General features: G+C 31.1%; 20 protein-coding genes. 7 read left to right on the top strand and 13 right to left on the bottom strand.

The features are described from left to right. The first annotated feature begins 48 nt into the window (after window positions 1–48). On the top strand, window positions 49–1938 hold the full coding sequence (locus tag WNY60_RS02965; RefSeq protein WP_342861477.1) for a peptidase M61: 1890 nt from the start codon (window positions 49–51) through the stop codon (window positions 1936–1938). Window positions 1939–2039: 101 nt separating this feature from the next. Further along, window positions 2040–2363 (top strand): DUF6799 domain-containing protein, encoded by a 324-nt coding sequence (locus tag WNY60_RS02960; RefSeq protein WP_145001580.1) that lies wholly within the window; start codon window positions 2040–2042, stop codon window positions 2361–2363. A gap of 49 nt (window positions 2364–2412) precedes the next feature. Here the strand turns inward: WNY60_RS02960 and WNY60_RS02955 are convergent, their stop codons facing one another. From WNY60_RS02955 to WNY60_RS02930, 6 genes are all read right to left on the bottom strand, one after another. Then, window positions 2413–3609: a GAF domain-containing sensor histidine kinase gene (locus WNY60_RS02955; RefSeq protein WP_145001581.1), complete on the bottom strand. Its 1197-nt coding sequence runs from the start codon at window positions 3607–3609 to the stop codon at window positions 2413–2415. A gap of 68 nt (window positions 3610–3677) precedes the next feature. Further along, on the bottom strand, window positions 3678–4442 hold the full coding sequence (locus WNY60_RS02950) for a TIGR02757 family protein (RefSeq protein WP_339809265.1): 765 nt from the start codon (window positions 4440–4442) through the stop codon (window positions 3678–3680). Between the two features lie 119 nt (window positions 4443–4561). Then, on the bottom strand, window positions 4562–5194 hold the full coding sequence (locus WNY60_RS02945) for a hypothetical protein (protein WP_342861476.1): 633 nt from the start codon (window positions 5192–5194) through the stop codon (window positions 4562–4564). A gap of 7 nt (window positions 5195–5201) precedes the next feature. Then, complete coding sequence (locus WNY60_RS02940; protein WP_145001584.1) at window positions 5202–5750, bottom strand: CPBP family intramembrane glutamic endopeptidase; 549 nt, start codon at window positions 5748–5750, stop codon at window positions 5202–5204. Window positions 5751–5753: 3 nt separating this feature from the next. Next, entirely contained in the window at window positions 5754–6413 is a 660-nt protein-coding gene (locus tag WNY60_RS02935; RefSeq protein ID WP_145001585.1) for an ABC transporter ATP-binding protein, read from the bottom strand. A gap of 60 nt (window positions 6414–6473) precedes the next feature. Continuing rightward, window positions 6474–8927 (bottom strand): DUF5916 domain-containing protein, encoded by a 2454-nt coding sequence (locus WNY60_RS02930; RefSeq protein WP_342861475.1) that lies wholly within the window; start codon window positions 8925–8927, stop codon window positions 6474–6476. 175 nt (window positions 8928–9102) lie between these two features. Between WNY60_RS02930 and msrA the strand changes: the two genes are divergently transcribed. The 3 genes from msrA to WNY60_RS02915 are packed head-to-tail and all read left to right on the top strand — an operon-like array spanning window position 9103 to window position 10611. Continuing rightward, a complete protein-coding gene (gene msrA / locus WNY60_RS02925) occupies window positions 9103–9669 on the top strand; it encodes a peptide-methionine (S)-S-oxide reductase MsrA (RefSeq protein ID WP_342861474.1) in 567 nt (188 codons plus the stop codon). Next, window positions 9659–10255: a GTP cyclohydrolase I FolE gene (gene folE, locus WNY60_RS02920; RefSeq protein ID WP_028282264.1), complete on the top strand. Its 597-nt coding sequence runs from the start codon at window positions 9659–9661 to the stop codon at window positions 10253–10255. Before msrA ends, folE begins: the two co-directional genes overlap by 11 nt. A 53-nt stretch (window positions 10256–10308) precedes the next feature. Then, entirely contained in the window at window positions 10309–10611 is a 303-nt protein-coding gene (locus tag WNY60_RS02915; protein WP_191098588.1) for a hypothetical protein, read from the top strand. Between the two features lie 29 nt (window positions 10612–10640). Here the strand turns inward: WNY60_RS02915 and WNY60_RS02910 are convergent, their stop codons facing one another. The 3 genes from WNY60_RS02910 to WNY60_RS02900 form a co-directional block, all read right to left on the bottom strand. After that, a complete protein-coding gene (locus WNY60_RS02910; RefSeq protein WP_342861473.1) occupies window positions 10641–11408 on the bottom strand; it encodes a CDP-alcohol phosphatidyltransferase family protein in 768 nt (255 codons plus the stop codon). Window positions 11409–11449: 41 nt separating this feature from the next. Further along, a complete protein-coding gene (locus tag WNY60_RS02905; RefSeq protein WP_342861472.1) occupies window positions 11450–11917 on the bottom strand; it encodes a DMP19 family protein in 468 nt (155 codons plus the stop codon). Between the two features lie 83 nt (window positions 11918–12000). Further along, window positions 12001–12402, bottom strand: coding sequence for a hypothetical protein (locus WNY60_RS02900; protein WP_342861471.1), 402 nt, complete (start codon window positions 12400–12402; stop codon window positions 12001–12003). Window positions 12403–12570: 168 nt separating this feature from the next. Between WNY60_RS02900 and WNY60_RS02895 the strand changes: the two genes are divergently transcribed. Further along, the gene (locus WNY60_RS02895) at window positions 12571–13215 is read left to right on the top strand and encodes an SDR family oxidoreductase (protein ID WP_145001593.1); all 645 of its coding nucleotides are present in this window, start codon (window positions 12571–12573) and stop codon (window positions 13213–13215) included. Window positions 13216–13288: 73 nt separating this feature from the next. Here WNY60_RS02895 and WNY60_RS02890 read toward each other — a convergent pair whose 3' ends face one another. The 4 genes from WNY60_RS02890 to thrA form a co-directional block, all read right to left on the bottom strand. Further along, window positions 13289–13669 (bottom strand): VOC family protein, encoded by a 381-nt coding sequence (locus WNY60_RS02890; RefSeq protein WP_145001594.1) that lies wholly within the window; start codon window positions 13667–13669, stop codon window positions 13289–13291. A gap of 46 nt (window positions 13670–13715) precedes the next feature. Continuing rightward, the gene (gene thrC, locus WNY60_RS02885) at window positions 13716–15008 is read right to left on the bottom strand and encodes a threonine synthase (RefSeq protein WP_342861470.1); all 1293 of its coding nucleotides are present in this window, start codon (window positions 15006–15008) and stop codon (window positions 13716–13718) included. A 78-nt stretch (window positions 15009–15086) separates the two neighbouring features. Further along, window positions 15087–16010, bottom strand: coding sequence for a homoserine kinase (locus WNY60_RS02880; protein WP_342861469.1), 924 nt, complete (start codon window positions 16008–16010; stop codon window positions 15087–15089). A gap of 67 nt (window positions 16011–16077) precedes the next feature. Continuing rightward, on the bottom strand, window positions 16078–18519 hold the full coding sequence (thrA, locus tag WNY60_RS02875; protein ID WP_342861468.1) for a bifunctional aspartate kinase/homoserine dehydrogenase I: 2442 nt from the start codon (window positions 18517–18519) through the stop codon (window positions 16078–16080). Window positions 18520–18743: 224 nt separating this feature from the next. On the opposite strand from thrA, the gene WNY60_RS02870 reads away from it, so the two are divergent. Further along, complete coding sequence (locus tag WNY60_RS02870; RefSeq protein WP_342861467.1) at window positions 18744–20300, top strand: NAD(P)H-hydrate dehydratase; 1557 nt, start codon at window positions 18744–18746, stop codon at window positions 20298–20300. The last annotated feature ends 62 nt before the right edge of the window (window positions 20301–20362 follow it).

Raw genomic sequence — 20362 nt, 5'->3', positions numbered from 1 at the left:
ATTTTTGAGCGTCTTCTAAACAAGACCATTAACAAATAAACATAAAAAATGAAAAAACTTTTAGTAACAACTATTGCAACAGGACTATTATTGGTTGGATGTAATAGCACAAAAACATCAGACAAATTAGCGTCTCAGTCGCCAATTGTAACCTCTATTGATTTGTCTAAAGTACTTAATGACAAAGCACCTGTAACAATTAATCCAGGACGTTTTACAGAGCAAACAGTAACGTATAGATTACCTCGAGTTGTGCAAGGGACTTACTCTGTAAGTGATTTTGGAAAATATGTAGACGACTTTAAAGCGTTTGATTATAAGGGTACTGAGTTGCCAACAGTTAAAGTAGACACTAATACTTGGACTATTGCTAATGCTACTCAATTAGATTATATTACTTACAATGCTAATGATACTTTTGATCAAGAAGTAACAGGTGGAATAGGAGGAGAGGCTCCTTTTTCTCCAGCAGGAACAAATATAGAGCCTACTAACTACGTGTTAAACTTACATGGTTTTATAGGTTATTTTGACAACCTAAAAGACAGCCAATATAGTTTAGATGTTACTGCACCTGCAGATTTTAAACGTACGTCTGCTTTACAAGAAACTGGAAAAACAGTAAGTAAAGATGGTAAATTAGCAACATCAAGTTATTTTGCACCACGTTATTTTGATATTACAGATAATCCAATGTTTTATGGTGATTTAGATGTCGAAGAATTTCAGGTTGGAGATATCAAAATTGTTTTAAGTGTATATTCTCCAAACAAAGTGCATAGTGCTGCAAGCATCAAAGAAGTAATGCAAAAAATGATGCAAGCACAAAAAACATATTTAGGAGATGTTAATAGTACACCTCGTTACGATATCTATTTATATTTATCTGAAGGTAAGCCAGAATCACCAAAAGGTTTTGGAGCTTTAGAGCACCACACATCTACTGTAGTAGTTTTAGAAGAAGATATGCCTTTTGAAGCTTTAGCAGAAAGTATGATTGATGTAGTATCTCATGAGTTTTTTCATATTGTTACACCATTAAGTGTACATTCTGAAGATGTACATTATTTTGATTATAACCAACCAACATTTTCTAAGCATTTATGGATGTATGAAGGTGTAACAGAATATTTTGCAACACTATTCCAAGTGGATCAAGATTTAATTGACTCGGAAGAGTTTTATGGAGATATACTAGGTAAAATTCAAACTTCAGCTAACTTAGATGATAGCATGAGTTTTACGGTAATGAGTGAAAACGTTTTAGACGAACCTTACGCACCACAGTACTATAATGTATACATGAAAGGTGCCTTAATTGGTATGTGTATTGACATCATCTTACGCGAAGAAAGTAATGGTAACAGAGGTATTTTATCGTTAATGAAAGAATTATCTAACAAATACGGAAAAAATAAACCTTTTGAAGATGATAAGTTAATAGAAGAAATTACTGCAATGACTTATCCTAGTGTTGGCGAATTTTTAAACACGCATGTTGTTGGTGGTACACCAATAGATTATTCGGTTTACTTTAAAAAAGTAGGATTAAGTTTAGATACAGGAAAAGTTAAAACTAACTACATCCAAAACGACGGAACTTTAATTTTTGCTCCAGATAGAGCAACAATGACTATTCCTTTTAGCGAAGCTGTTAAGGATAATAGTTTTTGGAATGACAATGGTGTTTTACCAGGAGATGTTTTAAAATCAGTTGATGGTAAAGAATTAACCTTAGCTACAGCACAACAAATTTTAACTGCAATGTACATGTGGCAACCAGGTACAGACATTAATGTTGTTTTAGATAGAAAAGGAGAAGAAATAGTTATTAAAACTAAATTAACTCAGTCGTATACTAACGGAACAAAATTAGTCGAAGATGCTAATGCAACAGAAGCACAAAAAGCAGTAAGACAAGCTTGGTTAAAAGGCTAAATATTTGATAAAAAGTTTGGCATAAAAGTTGAAATGTTTAACTTAGAGAATGATTTACAACTAATTATAAAATCATTTGGCTAAACTTAAAAATATATAAAATGAAAAAATTAATTCTTATTGCATTTACCGTTTTTCTTGGAATCAATACTATGATGGCTCAAGACGCTAAACAAATTGAAGATGCTAATTACGTTATACTTTTAGATAGTAAAGTGTTTCATTACACAGCAGATGGTGTCGCACCATTAAAAGGAGATTTAAAATTAAATAACGGAACAATTGTTAAAAGTGATGGTACATACATTGTGGACCAAAAAACTTTACAATTAAAGGATGGACAATGCTTAGGAATGAGCGGTACGCTTTATAAAGATCAAGAGACTTTGACTAAAAAGCTTATGAAGCAAATGAAAAAATCTTAGTTTATCACTCAAATATTTAAAAAGCCTAATCGAAAGATTAGGCTTTTTTTTATTTAGAGATGGTAAAGGTAAAAGTGCTACCTATGCCAATTTGGGATTTTAAAACAATATCACCATTAAGTTTTTTGACTAAGTTTTTTACAGTAAACAATCCAATTCCAGTCCCTTTATTACCTTTTGCGTCTGTTTGATTATTGTTATTAAATAATTTAAATACTTCGTTTTGTTGCTCTTGCGCAATACCAATTCCATTATCTGTCACAGAGAAAATATGAAAATTCTTATTTTCAGAATAGTTTAAAATAACCTCAGGATTTGGTTTGTTATTATATTTTAAAGCGTTGTCTACTAAATTTATTAAAATTTGAGTAACAGCAGCTTTATTAATAAATATGTTTTGGTTTTTTGTATTTGTTTTAAATTGTAAATCGTCTAACAAGTGAATGCGTTTAACTTCTTCAAAAAGCGCATTTAAGGCAATGGTTTGTTTATCTTCATTTAATAACTCGTTAGCTTTATAATGTATTAAAATTCCGTCAATATAATTTTTAAGAGAATCTGCAGATTCTTCAATATAATTAATGTAATCAATAGATTCTTCAGTAAAAACATTACCTTCTTCTTCCTTTAAAAAGGCAGTTAAAGATATAATGTTTGCTAGTGGAGATTTTAAATCGTGAGACACGTGACTAGCAAATTTGCTTAAATCAGCATTACGCTCTAATAGCTCTTTTTTGGATTCATCTAAAAGCCTATTATTTAATCTTAAATCAAATAAGTTCATGACTTGTTTACCTAAAGTTATAAGGGCTTTTTTCTGAATTTCTGTTAGTTGTCTAGGTTCATGGTCGTAAACACATAACGTCCCTAAAGCTAAGCCATCTTTATTACGTAAAGGGACACCTGCATAAAATATAGCATTAAATTGATCTATTAATGGATTGTCTTTAAAACGACTATCTTTTCTAGAGTCTTCTACCACAAAAATATCTTGACTTTGTAATATAGCATGTCCACAAAAAGAGATGTCTCTTGGTGATTCTTGAACATTTAAACCATGATGAGATTTTAAAAAATTGCGGTCTGTATCAAGTAAGGTAATTAAAGAAATTGGCACTTCGCAAATAGTCGCAACTAAACTTGTTATATTATCAAAATCACTTTCTGGTAAGGTGTCTAAAATCTTATATTTTTTAACTTCGGATAAGCGTTCTATTTCGTTTTTGGGAAAATCTGGTACAATCATAAATGGATAGTTCTACTTACATTTTGAAAATGTATGTACGAAAATAATGATATTTTAGTTTTAAAAGATTAAAATTTTTCAAAAACACCTAATCCAAATAATGCAAAATCATATTTTACTGGATCGTTAGGGTCTAATAATCTTAAACTTGCGTCTAATTGGGCTAATGCTTTGCCATCATTTTGTTTTCGTTGTAATAATCCTAATTTTCTAGCCACATTACCAGAATGGACATCTAAAGGACATGATAGTTGGGCAGGAGATAGGCTAGTCCAAATCCCTAAATCTACGTTTGTATTATTAGGTCTTACCATCCATCTTAAAAACATATTGATACGCTTTGCAGCACTATTTTTTAAAGGATCACTAATATGTTTTTGTGTTCGTTGTAGGTGTTCTATTTCAAAAAAAACATGCTTAAAATTATGTATAGACTTTTGCAAACTATCCTTTTCGGCATGTTTTTTAAACACAGCTTCTAAACCGTCATGCTTTAAATAAATATGTTGTAAACCTTTTATAAAAGTTATAAAATCCAAACCATTAAATGTGCGATGTACAAACGATTCTAATTTTTTTAAATCTGATGGTTCATGATTCATTACAAAATCAAAAGGTGCTTGATCTAATAATTGCATCATTTTATGAGCATTAGTATTTATACTTTTTCTATTTCCCCAAGCAATTGTAGCACTTAAAAAACCAGCAATTTCTATGTCTTCTTTTTTACTAAATAAATGCGGAATTTGTATTGGGTCACTATCAATAAAATCGGGTTTGTTATATAGCTCTACTTTAGCGTCTAAAAATTCTTTTAACTCTTTGTTAGTCATTAATTATTTTGTTATTAATGTTTTATTTGTCAATAGTAAAAGTACTATTATCTAAAGGTTGTATGTTGAAAATTTAGTTAAAATCAAGTTTGAAAATTGGACAAACTAAATTTATCGTCCTAATTTTGGTTAAAATCACTGTCTATTATAACCCAAGTATTGTTTATCTTCTTAAATTCAAAAAGCGCTCTACTTGTGTCGTTATAACCATTTATAATAGTTTTGGACATTAATATAGCATATGTGAAATCACTATTAAATAAAGGAACTGATAAATTATGGTAAGTATATTGATCCGCTATTGAATTATACTTATGCAAAGCATCTTGGTAGACTTTTAAATTGACAGCAGCATTATTAGCGTTATAATTATCTTCAGCTTCTAGCATTGTATACTTTAGTTGATCCAAAGTATTAATGGCATTTGAGTCAATAATTTTTACATTTTTTATAGGTAGAACTTTCCAGTTTTTAAATGTAACCTTTAAGTGATTATCAAAATCACTACTAGCAAATGAATCATTAATTTTTTTAATAAAATAGGGTAATTGTCGCTTGTAATTATAACTGCTAACTACTTCGTGTATTTGCCTATAATTTAATCCTTGATTATCAAATTGAGGAAAAAACGCTTGGTTTAAAACAGCTAGAGTTTCTGATTTATAACGGTCTGAAAAATCTACTTTTTGCGATTTACACGCGGTAACTATTATTGTTAGCAGCAGTATAAAAAAAGTGATTGAATTTTTCATTTTTAAATCATTTATCTAGGAATAATACAGCTGGAATTACTAAAATCCCGTTGTAACTAGCATGTAAAAACATAGAATAGATTAATCCTAAACGTACACGTACATAACCAAATACTGATCCTACCACTAATTGTGGAGCTATTAATAGTGGAGACAATAATAGTATTTGAGGTGTTACTTCGAAATTAAAAATATGTACATAACCAAATATAATAGTAAGCATGTAAAAGCCTAGCTTAAAATATTTTTTATTAAATAAGGTCATAGGACCTCTAAAGATTAATTCTTCAAGAACAGGAGCTAATATAACAGCACTTAGTATAATATTGATTTTAGATTGCTCCTCTAATAATTTATTTATAGAGTGTGAATCAGAACTGTAAAGACCTAAAGCTTCTAATATAATAGTTAATAGACCAAATCCTAAACCAAGCATAATGCAAAGTGGTATACATTGTAATACCAATCCCAATTTTTGCTTAAAAGTAGCATGCTTTAAAGGCTTTAAACGCGGATTTTTAATGAAATTCAAAACAGATTTAAAAAGTATAATCATATTTTAAACTATTTTTCCATCTACCATTGTTAATTTACGATCAGCCAAATTAGCTAAGTCTGCATTGTGAGTAACAATTACAAAGGTTTGTCCAAATTGATCACGCAGTTTAAAAAATAGATTATGTAAATTTTCGGCACTTTCGCTATCTAAATTCCCTGAAGGCTCATCTGCAAAGATTAACTCTGGATTGTTTATTAAAGCTCTTGCTACAGCGACACGTTGTTGCTCTCCACCAGACAATTCGTTTGGTTTATGGTTGTATCTATGAGATAGTCCTAAAAAATCAAGTAGCTCCTTAGCACGTTTTTCTGCATCAGATTTACTAGTTCCTTTTATAAAAGCTGGAATACAAACATTTTCTAAAGCGGTAAACTCTGGCAGTAATTGATGAAATTGAAAAATAAATCCAATATTTTGATTTCTAAATTGTGCCAATTGCTTTTCTGATAAACCTGTAATTTCTTTACCGTTTATTGTTAGTTGACTTTCGGTTTTATTTTCAATAAAATCTAAGGTTCCTAAAATTTGCAACAATGTTGTTTTTCCTGCACCAGAAGCGCCAACTATGGATACAATTTCACCTTTTTTAATATGTACATCTACACCTTTTAAAACGTGTAAATCATCGTAATATTTATGTATATTTTTTGCTTTAATCATAGTCTAATATAAAGTACGGAAATTACCACTTTATAACGTATTAGGCAACTTTAAGTTGTTTTAGCTTTTTCTTTGAAACACCTTTTTTAAGTCGTTGTAATCTATAAAATAAACCATTCTTAAAGAAAATGTATTACGTTGTTCTTGTTTGAATAAATCAGAGGTACTATCAAAAAAACCAGCTTCAGAGTCGTTTGAAAAATTAAAAATCTGATTTCGGTATAAGGCTGTTAATTGACTACCAGGAGCAAATTGCCACGTGTAGCTTAAATCTAAATTCCAAGTATTAAAATTTATGTCTGGATCAAAATCTAGATCGCTACTTATATTGTTTTTTGTGTATATGTCAGATCTGTTTAAAGATCCATCACTTTGTAAGGTATACATGCTGTCATCATAGGTAACAGTACTTAAATAATTTCTAAAACTTAATGTTAAAGCATTAAACGAATTAAAGTTATAACTACCAGATATGCTGGCAGTCATATCAATTCTGTCTCGTTGACCAAAAATAATTTCGTCATTCACTTCTTGACCATTAACATAACCTCTGTCGGCAGTATAATTGTCATAATCAAACCCTAAAACCATTAAAAATTTGTCATTAAATTTAAAACGTGGATTTAGTCCAAACCAAATGTTGTTAAAGTTTTTACGATCATCGTTAAAAAAGCGACCATAACCTAGATTTGCATCTAATGCAAAAAATAAATTGTAGTTACTAGAAATCCACATATTAGATTGTGCATAATTTTCTGTTACAAAATAGCTGTCAAAACCGTTTCGTGGTTCAAAATAGTCATATTGTTTTCCAAAATTCCAATTTCCATTAATACCAAGGTTATGTAATGTTTTGGTCTGACCATTAAAATTAAAACCAGTATTTGCACCTGTAAATGTATTTGGATTAGATAATTGGTTATAATTTAACCAAGTTCCAAAATAGGTGTTATTAAAGTTTTTAGTTGGCTCAAAAGTACGGTAGCTAACTTCTGCATTATAGTTGCTGTAGTTGTTTCTAAATAAAATACCTAAATCATTAATGTCATAGTTTTCATCTGCATAATCATAGGTTAAACTATATCTTATTTTTCCACTATTTTTACCAACACCAACTCTTGCAGTATAACCATTTTCAGTATTAGGAACATCATTAAATGTACTCATTTTAACTTCGGCTATTGCGCCATACGTATTTTTCTTGTTAACTAAATCTAATAGTAAACCCGTAACATTAGCATCTCTAAAATCTCCATCTCTAGTAACATTAGTGTTAATTAAGGTTACTGAAGAGTTTTTATTAAACTGCTGGTCCAATACCATGATATTATAATTTGCCAGTGGTTCTACAATTTGGCTACGCTTTTGACCAGTTAAGGTATTAGTAATATCAACTTCTGTTTTTTTAGTTATTGCATTAAAAAAACCAATACCTAATCCATTTTTAGTACGTCCTGAGACTTTAACAGCATTTAGTAATTGGACTTTTTCTGGATATTCCTCTATTGATTCGTCATTATTTAGGTTTAATCTTCCAGATGGACGATCTCCAATACGTCTAGAATAAAATAAATTACCTTTACTAAACAAGTCTACACCTTCAGTAAAAAACTGACGTTGTTCTGCAAATTGTTGTTCAAAAGGCCCTAAATTTAATTGGACATCATCAAAACCTGCTTGGCTAAAATCAGGTATTAAAGTGGCATCTAAGGTTATATTTTCTGTAATTCCGTATTTAATATCTAAACCAGCAGCAAAATCACTTTCAGTTTCGCCATCAAATGTACTTACTAATCCAGAAGCGTAAGGAAAAAAGCTTAATCTAGTTGGAGGTGTAATATTTTTAATTCCTTTTAACTCGGCATTATATAACCCAATGTTTCCTTTGGTAACATCAATAGGATTCCACGTCATTTGTTCGCGTGTTTTTCTGTAATGCCTATGAAACTGAATGCCCCAAGTTGGGTCTTCTTGTTGTGTAAAACGTAAAGCTCTATAAGGTATTTTAATTTCAACAATCCAACCGTCATCAACTATTTGGACACTGCTTTCCCAAACCGCATTCCATCCAAAATCTTCTCCATAATTTGGACTTTCAACAGCATCAGCTTGCGTACCTGAACTAAACACAAAAAACTCGGTATTGTTTTGTGCGTCATTATTTGGATTAAATATTAAACCAAAAAAATCAGATTGTCCAAAATTATCACGTTGCGTAAATTGACGCATAATATCCTCTGGATTGTCATAGCAGTAAGCTGACACATAAATACCAGAATCGTCATAAGTCATTCGGACTTTGGTTGTTTTATTTGCAGCAGCAGTATCTCCAACATCAGGTTTAAACTCGGTAAAGTTAGTAGCAACTTGTGCATCTTTCCATGCAGTATCATCTAAAACTCCATCAATTTTTGGAGGTGTTTCCGTACGTTTTATCTGATAAGATTTTTTGTCTTGGGCTAGTGATTGATTAGATACTAGTAATGCGAAAATTAAAATAAAAAGAGGTTTCATTTGGCTTTTTGATTGATTGTTACTGTGTTAAAGACAGCTATTTTTTTGCTTTGTTACAGTTTACAAATGCAAATCTAATTTTGAAGTTAAAATAAAGTCATAATTAAACGTTAAAACTCGCTTCTGTTATAGTTTTAGAAAAGAATAGTTAAACAGAATTAGTTATTTTTATAAGATGAAAAAAGAAAATTTAAAAGTAGCCACTTTTGCTGGAGGTTGTTTTTGGTGTACCGAAGCAGTTTTTTTAAGGTTAAAAGGGGTAGAAAAGGTTGTTTCTGGATTTACAGGAGGCGCAATTAAAAACCCTGCATACCGAGAAATTACAACAGGTAGAACAGGACATGCAGAAGGTGTTCAAATATTTTTTGATGATACTGTGATTAGTTATGTAGAATTGTTAGAAGTCTTTTTTGCAACTCATGATCCAACAACATTAAATAGGCAAGGACATGATATTGGGACACAATATAGATCTGCAATTTTTTATAATTCCGAACAACAAAAAGAAGAGGCTCAAGGTTTTATTCAGTTTTTAGAAAACGAAAAAGTATTTGAAAACAAGGTGGTTACAGAGGTGACTGAGTTAGGTCCTTTTTATATAGCTGAAGCTGAACATCAAACATTTTATGATCGAAACAGAGAAGCATCTTATTGTCAGTTTGTAATCGACCCAAAAATCACTAAATTGAAAACCTATTACAGTAATAAATTAAAAGAAAACACCTCAAAAAATGCCCTATAAAAAATTTGAAGAGTACAATATAAAAGTGACAGATGATGTCAAAAATAGATATAAAAATATTATTGAAGATTTAGGTGAAGATACGTCTCGTGAAGGCTTAATAAAAACTCCAGAACGTGCAGCAAAAGCCATGCAGTTTTTAACTCAAGGCTATAACCAAGATGCAGCAAATATCTTAAAAGGTGCCATGTTTAAAGAGGAGTATAATGATATGGTAATTGTTAAGGATATCGAGTTTTATTCGCTTTGCGAACACCATATTTTGCCATTTTTTGGTAAAGCTCACATTGCATACATACCTAATGGACATATTGTAGGTTTAAGTAAATTACCACGCATTGTAGATGTTTTTTCTAGGCGATTGCAAGTACAAGAGCGTTTGACACATCAAATTTTAGATTGTATAAACGACACGTTAAAGCCAGAAGGTGTTGCTGTCGTTATTGAAGCTAGTCATATGTGCATGCAAATGCGAGGTGTACAAAAACAAAATAGTGTAACGACAACCTCTGGTTTTAGAGGTGCTTTTGAAAACATTGAAACACGAACTGAGTTTTTAAACCTAATTAGTTCTAAATTAAGTTAGATTTTTTGGAATACTATTTGCTTTATCTAAAATAGAATTACAAAATAATATCAATGAATTTTAATAACACAAACAAGTACACAAAACTATTTTTAGGATTAATCTTTGATGCCTTAGGCTATGTTTCCTTTATTATTCCTGGAATAGGAGAGTTTGCAGATATCGTATGGGCTCCAGCATCTGCTTGGTTAATGACTAAATTGTATAAAGGAAGAACAGGTAGGATCGCAGCAGTCTTTTCTTTTATAGAAGAAGCATTGCCAGGTTTTGATATCATTCCATCTTTTACATTAATGTGGATATATACCTATGTATATAGTAACAAATCGGGTAAAAATACTGTAACCACAAGATAATTTACAACAACACTTTTTAAGTGCTGTTATTATTTATAAAAGCTTTTTCTAATTGCAATAAAAATTAATATCATTCCAGAATAGGCTACAAAAAATGGGATAATTATGTGTTTTAATCCTAAGACTAAAAACAAAGCAATTAGTAATAACTGAAATCCTAATCCAAAGGTTGATATACTAGTCATTAACCATTTAGGAAATACTTTTCCATATGCAGCTCTTGGATCCAAAAAGTAAATGGTTTTATCAAATCCACCATAAAGCAATTTATATAACTTAAAAAGAATATTTACGTTGCTTTGCTTCTCGCCAGCTAAGGCTGTAGGCGTTTTAGTTTCAAAAATGCGACTTGTGGTATCACCTTCAAACTTATTTCTTAAAATTACATAATAGTAGTTATATAAAGTACCTTGTAATTGCACACCCAAAAAAGCTAAAATGGTTAGCCAAATGGAAGCATTAGTGACATACCAAATAGCACTAAATATGATGGCGTTTAAAATAATATCTGCAACCGAGTCTAAGTAGCGTCCAGTATAAGAAGGTGTTTGTTTTATTCTAGCTAATTCACCATCTGCAGCATCTAAAATAGATTTAAGGATTAAAAAAAATGCAGCTAACCAAAACAGATTTTCAATGATACAATAAATAGCTATTAAGCCCGAAATTATAAAGGCTAAGGTGACGTGTACTGGAGTAAAATTAGTGTATTTTAAACGGTTTGCAATTTGTCTGGCTATTGGTCTTCCATAATCAGAAAGATCAACAAATTTATGCGCTTTGGGTAGTTTTGACATGTATAGTCATAAGATAGAAAGGTGTTGCGGAATATACCATGTTAATATTCAAAATAGGTTTTATTAATTGTAATGTAATCAATAAGTAAGGTTACAATAGCTTCTTCAGAAATAAAAAATTGAGTTTCAAGTTTTTCCCATTCATCTAATACAGTTTGCTTTAAATTAGAGAGTAATTGTCTCCTAATAAAAAGATCTTTAGATACTGGTAAATCTGGAAACAAGGCTATAGCTTGACTTACAATTGTAGCGGATTCCTCTGCACCAATTGCTTTATAAGCATCCAATACTTGATGGGCAAAAGCTCCAGATGTATTGTAAAAAAAGTCAAACAATCCACCATTAATTAATTCGCCTTCAAAAATATCAATGTAAACAAACGTTTTTTCGGGTTCAGAAAGTTGTTCAAAACTATTAACTTCACTGACTTTGTTCCATAACACAGTACCTACCAATTCTATGATTTCGGTATCTTGTTTTTGGTTAAGCGCAAAGTCTATTTCTGTCATTAAAACATTTAAATTTAAAGTGAAGGCAAAGATACGACATTATTTTAGCTAAGTAATATGTTATAAAATAGTAGCCTTTAATTTTATTGTTGTTTTAATAATCTAATAAAAACATATAAAAAGAAAACACAAAACAACCAATCGTTTAGTCCATATATAGAGTAAAATATGCCAGCCATTTTATCTTCTTTGTAAACATTGCCAATATCATTAGTCATCATCCATTGCAACCAGACACATCCATAAATCAATTTTTCGATAGCAAAAACAGCAACCAGCCATTTTACATTCTTAAATCTATACGCAATAGATATATAAGCTAATCCCCAAATTAAAATCATCAACATACCAAAATTGGACATTACATCTGGATCGTAAGCGTTAATAGTCTTGTTGGTAAAACCTCTAGAAAAAAGTAATACTGAGCTATTCATTACACCAGCAAGGATAAATCCTTTGCTAATTAATTTATTATTTATAGTCATATTTGATATTTTGAAGTTATTATTTTTTATAAGATCGATATTATAATTGATAAGTTCAAATGTTAAAAAAATTAATATAAGCTTAAATAACCGTGTTTATTCTATTAAACTAAAGTTAAACCAATGTTTGTTTTTTGGTAAGCAAGCAATTAGCGGTTATCTTTAAGTATGGAAAATATATTAGTAGCAGGTGCAAATGGTACCACAGGAAAAAAAATAGTAAATCTTTTAAGTCAATCTCAATATTTTAACCCAATTGCAATGGTTAGAAAGGAAGAGCAAATCCCATATTTTAAAGCTAAAAATATCGAAACAGTTTTAGCCGATTTAGAGCAGGACGTTTCTGGTGCTTTTAATAAAACTATTGATAAAGTTGTTTTTGCTGCAGGTTCTGGAGGAAAAAAAGTAGTTGAAGTAGATCAAGAAGGTGCAAAACGAATGATCGATGCATCAAATAAATATAAGGTAAGAAAATTTGTTATGTTAAGCTCTATGGGAGCAGATCAACCAGAAAAAGCTGAGCAATTACAAGATTACTTAAAAGCTAAGCATAATGCAGATGAGTATTTAAAGTCTAGCGGATTAAATTATAGTATTGTAAGACCAGGATCCTTAACTAACGGAGAATTAACAAACAAAATACAATTAAAAACAAAGCTAAATAAAAGTGGAGAGATTAGTAGAAACGATGTTGCGCAAACTTTAGTAAGATCATTAAATGATGATGTGGCAAATAATGCCACATTCGAGATTTTAAAAGGAGAAACTTTAATTGGTGATGCATTAAATACGGTCTCAAAAGTTAATGGATAAACACTAAGCTGTAATCCAAACTATAAAAAAGAGCTGCCATTTGGTAGCTTTTTTTAGTTTAAAATTATGCTACTTATTCTGCATTGTTTACTTCAATCCAATAACCATCTGGATCTTGAAAGTAGATTTGTTGGACACCGTCATCACGCACATAATCTTTTTTAGGTGTATCGCGCCAATCAGAATAATAAATATCTAAACTTTTAAGGTGGTTTACAAAAGCATCAAAATTAGGTGTTGCCAGAGCAAAATGAACCGCTTTATTGGTTTTAACCTCCAGTTCTGGTCTAGGTATTAAATGGATTTGTTTTTGATCGGCAAGTGCTAACCATCTAGTTTTGGAAGTAGAAGCAGTATTTTCAATTTCTTTTAAATTAAAAACACGTTGATAAAAATTAACCGATGAGTTAACATCCTTTACAGATAAAGCAATATGATCATGTACAAATGTCATTGTCGTGTTTGATTTTAGACTATAAAACTAATTAAAACCGTCAATATTAGGCCAATAAAAACGACTTTAAACCTTCATAATCACTTATTTTAGTGGCTACTTTCGTTTTGTCCATTACTGCCTCAATTTGTGGTGGTAAAACTTGCTTTTCTTTAATGACGTCTTCAACAACATCTAAAAACTTAGTTGGATGTGCTGTTTCTAAAAACACGCAATGTGCTTTAGGATGCTTTTTTAAATAGGTTTTACATCCTAAATAACCAACAGCTCCATGTGGGTCTGCAACGTAGTTATATTGGTTAAAAATCTCTTTTAAAGCCACTTTTGTTTCCTCATCTGTAAAGCTAAAAGACGATAAGTTTTCTTTTAATGCGCTAAAGTTGTTTTTATAGATTTCCTGAATACGGACAAAGTTACTCGGATTACCAACATCCATAGCATTACTAATGGTTTGTACTGATGGTTTTGGCTTGTATTGTTCCGTTTTTAAGTAATTAGTAACCACGTTATTTTGGTTATTAGACGCAATAAAGTGTTTAATTGGTAAGCCTAATTGTTGTGCCATCATTCCTGCGCATACATTTCCAAAATTTCCGCTTGGGACAGAAAACACAATCTCTTTATGTGTTTTGTGTAATTGTTTGTATGCAAACATAAAGTAGAGTAGCTGTGGCAACCAACGTGCTACGTTAATAGAATTTGCAGATGTTAATTGCATTTTACTTGTTAATGTATCATCCAAAAAAGCACGCTTAACCATATCTTGGCAATCGTCAAATACACCATCAACTTCCAAAGCTTTAATGTTTTGACCTAAGGTAGTCAATTGTTTTTCTTGAATATCGCTTACTTTTCCTGAAGGATATAAAATAACAACATTCACACCTTTTACACCTAAAAATCCATTAGCAACAGCACCTCCTGTGTCTCCAGAAGTGGCTACTAATACTGTGACTTGATTGGCATTGTCTTTATTAAAATAACCTAAACAACGTGCCATAAAACGGGCTCCAACATCTTTAAAAGCCATAGTTGGTCCATGAAATAACTCTAATGTTGATATGTTATCATTCAGTTTTACCACAGGGAATTCAAACGATAAGGTTTCAGCAATAATAGTTTTTAAAACATCCTTTGGTATATCTGGACTCACAAATTGTTGCAAGGCTTCAAATGCAATATCATTGTAACTTAAATGGTCTATATTTTTAAAAAATGAAGCTGGTAAAGGCGTAATATTTTCTGGAAAATACAATCCTTTATCTGGCGCTAATCCTTTTACAACAGCATCTTTAAATGTTGTGTTTGGTGCTTTATGGTTTAATGAGTAGTAGTTCATTTTTTTATTTTGTTTGACTTTGCGTAAACAAAGGACTTGGTAATCTGTTTTAGATTTTTTATTTATTAATAATGATAATTAACTTAATATTTTCATGCCTTCTGTATTAATTTTAGATACATAAGTATTAAACTTAATGTCCGTTTTTGCATAAATAGTAGTCATTGCTTTGGCTAAAGCTTCAGCAGTTTCTTTACTTTTTGACAAAGCGAATATCGATGGTCCCGAACCTGAAATTCCAGTACCTAAAGCGCCTGCTTTTATAACTTCGGTTTTAACCGAATTAAAATGAGGAATTAATTGACTTCGGTAGGGCTCCACAACCACATCTGTTAAAGATTGGCTAAGCAAATTATAATCGTTAGTATGTAAAGCATGGACTAAGCTACCAACGTTAGACCATTGTGTGATGGCGTTTTGCAACGGAATCTGTTGTGGTAAAATAGCACGCGCTTCAGAGGTTTTAACTTCAATTTGTGGATGGATAATAGTCACAAATAAATCATCAGGCGTTGGCAATTGCAATACTTGTAAAGGCGATGTACTTTTTACTAATGTAAAACCGCCAAATAGGGCAGGAGCAATATTATCAGCATGCTCGCATCCACTAGCCAAAGCTTCACCTTTCATAGCAAAATTTGTTAATTGGGTTTGGTTATATGGTCTACCTAACAACTCATTTATAGCAAATACACTTCCGGCTGCACTAGCAGAACTGCTTCCAATTCCGCTTCCTGGTTTTATGTTTTTATAAATCTCTATTTCAAATCCACAATCAGGATTAGCGTGATTATATAAGGCTAAAGCCGAAACACTAGCAACATTTTTATCTGTTTTAAAAGGAAGGTCTGCACCAACAATTTTGGTTATTTTGATTCCTTTTTCAGTGGTTTTTCTAATCACCATTTCATCACCAATAGTATCTAAGCAAAAGCCTAAGACGTCAAATCCACAAGAAACGTTAGCGACTGTGGCTGGCGAGAATATTTTGATTTCGTTCATTTAAAACTCCTTTTTATAATTTCCGCTAAAGCGGTATTTTTTTACAAATTACTACTTTTACTATGGCTTATTTATTACCTATTCTGATAATATCTGCAAATAATCCAGACGCAGTAACATCTGCACCAGCACCTGCACCTTTTACTATTAAAGGCTGTTCTGGATAGCGTTGTGTGTAAAACATAACAATGTTATCTTTTCCTTCAAGATTATAAAAAGGATGTCCTTCTGGAACTTCTTGTAACCCAACTTTAGCTTTTCCGTTTTTATATTCGGCAACATATTTTAGCTGACATTTGTTGGCTGTAGCCGAAGCATATAGTTTTTGGAAATGTGCTTCGTCATTAATTAAAGTATCGTAAAAATCGTCCACTGAATCGCTATTCAAATTGGCTTCAGTTAAAAATGAATCGTTTGTAATATCTACAATTTCCATCGGAATTCCGTTTTCACGTGCAAGAATTAAAATTTTTCTAGCCACATCAATTCCGCTTAAATCAATACGAGGATCAGGCTCTGTATAGCCTTCAAATTGCGCTTGTTTTACCGTGTCATGAAAATTCTTTTTATCACTAAAATTATTAAACACAAAGTTTAAACTACCAGATAAAACCGCCTGTATACTAATTACTTTATCTCCAGATGCAACTAAATTGTTAAGTGTGTTTATGATAGGTAAACCTGCACCAACATTAGTTTCGTATAAAAAAGGTGCATTATATTTTAATGATAAATCTTGTAAGTTTTTATAGTTTGCATACTTGTCCGAACAAGCTATTTTATTACAAGCAACAACAGCAACACTTTGTTTTAAGTAGTTTTCATAAACGGAAGCGACGTCTTTATTTGCGGTAACATCCACAAAAATGCTGTTTCTAAGATTAAGCTCTATTACTTTTTGATAAAAGCCTTCTATACTAGATTTGTCTGCATGATGAAACGGTTCTGTCCAATTATTTAAATCTATTCCGTTAGGATTAAAAATCATTTTTCTGGAGTTAGACATTCCAACAATTTTGACATCTAATTTTAGATTCTTTTTTAAAAAGTTATGTTGTTGTTTGATTTGATCAATTAGTTTTTCGCCAACATTTCCTATTCCTGTAATAAACACATTTAATTGTTTAGTATTGACTTCAAAGAAACGCTCGTGTAAACTATTTAATGCTTTTTTGACATCACTTTGATTAATAACTGCAGAGATGTTTTTTTCTGAAGCGCCTTGTGCAATAGCTCTAACATTAATATTGTTTTTTCCAAGAGTACTAAAAAGTTTTCCGCTAATACCTTGGTGACTCTTCATGTTATCACCAATTAACGCTATAATGGATAATCCTTTTTCAACAATTATTGGATTAATTTTATGCAGCGAAATTTCGTATTCAAAAGCTGTATTTATGGCTTGTTCCGCTTGTTCAGCATTACTAACATCTATTCCAAAACAAATAGAATGTTCTGATGACGCTTGTGTAATAAATATGATGTTTATTTTCTCGTTAGCTAAGGTTTCAAACAATCGTTTTGAAAACCCAGGAATACCAACCATACCACTACCTTCCAATGTTAATAAGGCAACATTGTCAATATGACTAATCCCTTTAACCGTTAGATGACTTTCCTTTTTTTGATTAGAAATAATAGTCCCAAAAGCTTCTGGATGCAATGTGTTTTTGATATGTATTGGAATTGATAGATTTAAAACAGGTTGGACCGTTGGAGGGTATAAAACCTTAGCACCAAAGTGAGATAATTCCATAGCTTCTTGATAAGATAAATTAGCTATTGGATATGCTTGTTTTACTAGCTTTGGATTTGTGGTGTACATACCACTAACATCTGTCCAAATCTCTAATTGGTCTACTTTTAATGCTGCAGCAACAATAGCAGCTGTAAAGTCTGATCCACCACGACCTAAAGTTGTTGTTTCTCCACTTTGTGATTTAGAAACAAAACCTGGTAAAATTGTAATAAGTTGATTAGCTTTATTAAAATAATCTACGATATTTTTATTAGTTACATCATAATTGACTTCAGCTTTTGTAAAGTTATTATTTGTAATTATTAACTCTTGGCTATTTTTTAAAACCGTATTTAGGTTTAAGTCTTCCATGACTTCTGCAATTATAAATGACGACAATAATTCGCCATAACTTACTAATTTATCAGATGTTTTAGGAGACAACTCATTAATTAAATAAATACCATTTAATAGTTGTTTTAAGTTTTCAAACGTTGCATCAACTTCTTTTAAAATAGACTTAGGATTATTAACTAAGCCTTCAATAACTTTAAAATGAATGCTTTTAATTTTTTCAAAAACAGTTAGATAACTTTTGTCTTTTTGTTTAGCTAACTCACCTGCTTGTAACAATTTGTCAGTGATACCACCAACAGCAGATACAACACACACTATAGGACTAGATAGAGATTCTTTTTGAAGAATAGCTATAACTTTTTTTATGTTTTGAGTAGTACCTACAGAGGTACCTCCAAATTTTAATACTTTCATTTCAAATTAATTTAAGATAGGAATTGTAGTTAAAAAACTACCCAAACGGAAGGATATATAGCTATTAACCCAAAAGGGTAATGGTCATAATTAACGTAAAAATAGTATGTCTTTTTTTCATTTTATGCATCTATACCTATCAAATGTATTACTTTTACTTTTATCAAAAAAACTAAACGTCAATTTTTGCGAGATTGATAATTATTAGCCAATATATTATTAAAATGAAAATATTTTCGAAAGAACAAATTTATGAAGGTGATGCTTTAACTGCTAAAAAACAAGGTATTACATCTACAGATTTGATGGAACGTGCAGGAACGCAAATCTTTAATTGGTTGCATATGCGTATGCAAGGTGCACAGGTTCCAATTCACGTATTTTGTGGGATAGGTAACAATGGAGGTGATGGTTTAGTCGTGGCAAGGCACTTGACAACTCATGGGTATAATGTAAAAACTTATATTGTTAACCATAGTACAACACGCTCTAAAGATTTTTTAAATAACTACGAACGTATAAAAAGCACCACCAAAGATTGGCCTGTTTTATTAAATGATGCTAGTGAATTACCTGCTATAAATGAAAAAGATATAATAGTAGATGCTATTTTTGGTATAGGTTTAAACAGACCTGTGGAAGGTTGGATTAAGCAATTATTTAATTATTTTAGAGCTACAAAAGCTTTTGTATTATCAATAGATATACCTTCTGGTTTGGCTACAGATACAGCACCTGTGGATGCAGAGTGTGTGGTAAATGCTGGTTACACTTTAAGTTTTCAAACTCCTAAATTAGTTTTCTTTTTGCCTGAAACTGCAAAATACACTGTACAATGGGAAGTTTTAGACATTGGTATTGATCCAGAATATCTTTACACCACACCAACCGAAGCGGAATTAATTGGAAAAAATGAAGTCTTACCGTTATATAAGCCAAGAGAAAAATACAGTCATAAAGGAAGTTTTGGACATGTTTTAGTTATTGGAGGTAGTTACGGAAAAATAGGATCTGTTACTTTAGCTAGTCAAGGTGTACTTGCAATTGGAGCAGGAAAAGTAACAGCTTATACGCCTAAATGTGGTTACATACCATTGCAAGTTGGTTTTCCAGAAGCAATGGTTATTACAGATTCAGATGAAGAAATAATCACATCCATAGCATTTGATATACAACCTAATGTCATTGCGTTTGGAGTAGGTGTAGGGACAGATGTTAAGACAATTGATGCTTTTGAAGCATTTTTAAAAGTCAATAAAACACCTTTAGTTATTGATGCAGACGGAATTAATATATTAGCTAAAAAGAAAGCGTTATTAAAATTTTTACCAGAAAACACGGTCTTAACTCCGCATCCTAAAGAGTTAGAAAGATTGGTTGGGAAATGGAAAGATGAATTTGATAAACTTAAAAAGACCAAGGCGTTTTCTAAAAAGTATAAATGTATTATAATAATTAAAGGAGCAAATACTATAACTGTTTATCAAGATAAATTATATGTTAATGCAACAGGGAATCCAGGCTTGGCAACAGCAGGAACAGGAGATGTTTTAACAGGTATAATTTCTGGATTAATAGCTCAAAGTTATGATCCATTAGTAGCAGCTATATTTGGAGTGTATTTACATGGTAAATCTGCAGATTTATTAGTAGAGGATTTAGGGTATCAAAGTTTTATAGCAAGTCATGTTATTGAAGGTATTCCATTAGCTTACCTAGATTTATTTAAACAACCAGAGCAACCAGAAATAGAAAATGCTGATAGCGATTCAAAAAAATAAAAGTAAATAAATTAGAGCATAAAAAAAGCGAACTTTTCAGTTCGCTTTTTTTATAAAATAAT

This window comes from Olleya sp. AS48 (assembly GCF_038900355.1).
GTDB lineage: Bacteria > Bacteroidota > Bacteroidia > Flavobacteriales > Flavobacteriaceae > Olleya.
Note: the sequence above shows the minus strand (reverse complement) of the source record. Positions and strands in the feature narration are given on the sequence as shown.

Excerpts from the sequence above, each read along its gene's own strand:
- thrA (WP_342861468.1), bottom strand. The coding sequence starts at position 18,519 with ATGAAAGTATTAAAATTTGGAGGTACCTCTGTAGGTACTACTCAAAAC.
- WNY60_RS02905 (WP_342861472.1), bottom strand. The coding sequence starts at position 11,917 with ATGACAGAAATAGACTTTGCGCTTAACCAAAAACAAGATACCGAAATC.
- WNY60_RS02900 (WP_342861471.1), bottom strand. The coding sequence starts at position 12,402 with ATGACTATAAATAATAAATTAATTAGCAAAGGATTTATCCTTGCTGGT.
- WNY60_RS02895 (WP_145001593.1), top strand. The coding sequence starts at position 12,571 with ATGGAAAATATATTAGTAGCAGGTGCAAATGGTACCACAGGAAAAAAA.
- WNY60_RS02945 (WP_342861476.1), bottom strand. The coding sequence starts at position 5,194 with ATGAAAAATTCAATCACTTTTTTTATACTGCTGCTAACAATAATAGTT.
- msrA (WP_342861474.1), top strand. The coding sequence starts at position 9,103 with ATGAAAAAAGAAAATTTAAAAGTAGCCACTTTTGCTGGAGGTTGTTTT.
- WNY60_RS02915 (WP_191098588.1), top strand. The coding sequence starts at position 10,309 with ATGAATTTTAATAACACAAACAAGTACACAAAACTATTTTTAGGATTA.
- thrC (WP_342861470.1), bottom strand. The coding sequence starts at position 15,008 with ATGAACTACTACTCATTAAACCATAAAGCACCAAACACAACATTTAAA.
- WNY60_RS02890 (WP_145001594.1), bottom strand. The coding sequence starts at position 13,669 with ATGACATTTGTACATGATCATATTGCTTTATCTGTAAAGGATGTTAAC.
- WNY60_RS02930 (WP_342861475.1), bottom strand. The coding sequence starts at position 8,927 with ATGAAACCTCTTTTTATTTTAATTTTCGCATTACTAGTATCTAATCAA.
- WNY60_RS02935 (WP_145001585.1), bottom strand. The coding sequence starts at position 6,413 with ATGATTAAAGCAAAAAATATACATAAATATTACGATGATTTACACGTT.
- WNY60_RS02955 (WP_145001581.1), bottom strand. The coding sequence starts at position 3,609 with ATGATTGTACCAGATTTTCCCAAAAACGAAATAGAACGCTTATCCGAA.
- WNY60_RS02950 (WP_339809265.1), bottom strand. The coding sequence starts at position 4,442 with ATGACTAACAAAGAGTTAAAAGAATTTTTAGACGCTAAAGTAGAGCTA.
- WNY60_RS02940 (WP_145001584.1), bottom strand. The coding sequence starts at position 5,750 with ATGATTATACTTTTTAAATCTGTTTTGAATTTCATTAAAAATCCGCGT.
- folE (WP_028282264.1), top strand. The coding sequence starts at position 9,659 with ATGCCCTATAAAAAATTTGAAGAGTACAATATAAAAGTGACAGATGAT.
- WNY60_RS02965 (WP_342861477.1), top strand. The coding sequence starts at position 49 with ATGAAAAAACTTTTAGTAACAACTATTGCAACAGGACTATTATTGGTT.
- WNY60_RS02910 (WP_342861473.1), bottom strand. The coding sequence starts at position 11,408 with ATGTCAAAACTACCCAAAGCGCATAAATTTGTTGATCTTTCTGATTAT.
- WNY60_RS02960 (WP_145001580.1), top strand. The coding sequence starts at position 2,040 with ATGAAAAAATTAATTCTTATTGCATTTACCGTTTTTCTTGGAATCAAT.
- WNY60_RS02870 (WP_342861467.1), top strand. The coding sequence starts at position 18,744 with ATGAAAATATTTTCGAAAGAACAAATTTATGAAGGTGATGCTTTAACT.
- WNY60_RS02880 (WP_342861469.1), bottom strand. The coding sequence starts at position 16,010 with ATGAACGAAATCAAAATATTCTCGCCAGCCACAGTCGCTAACGTTTCT.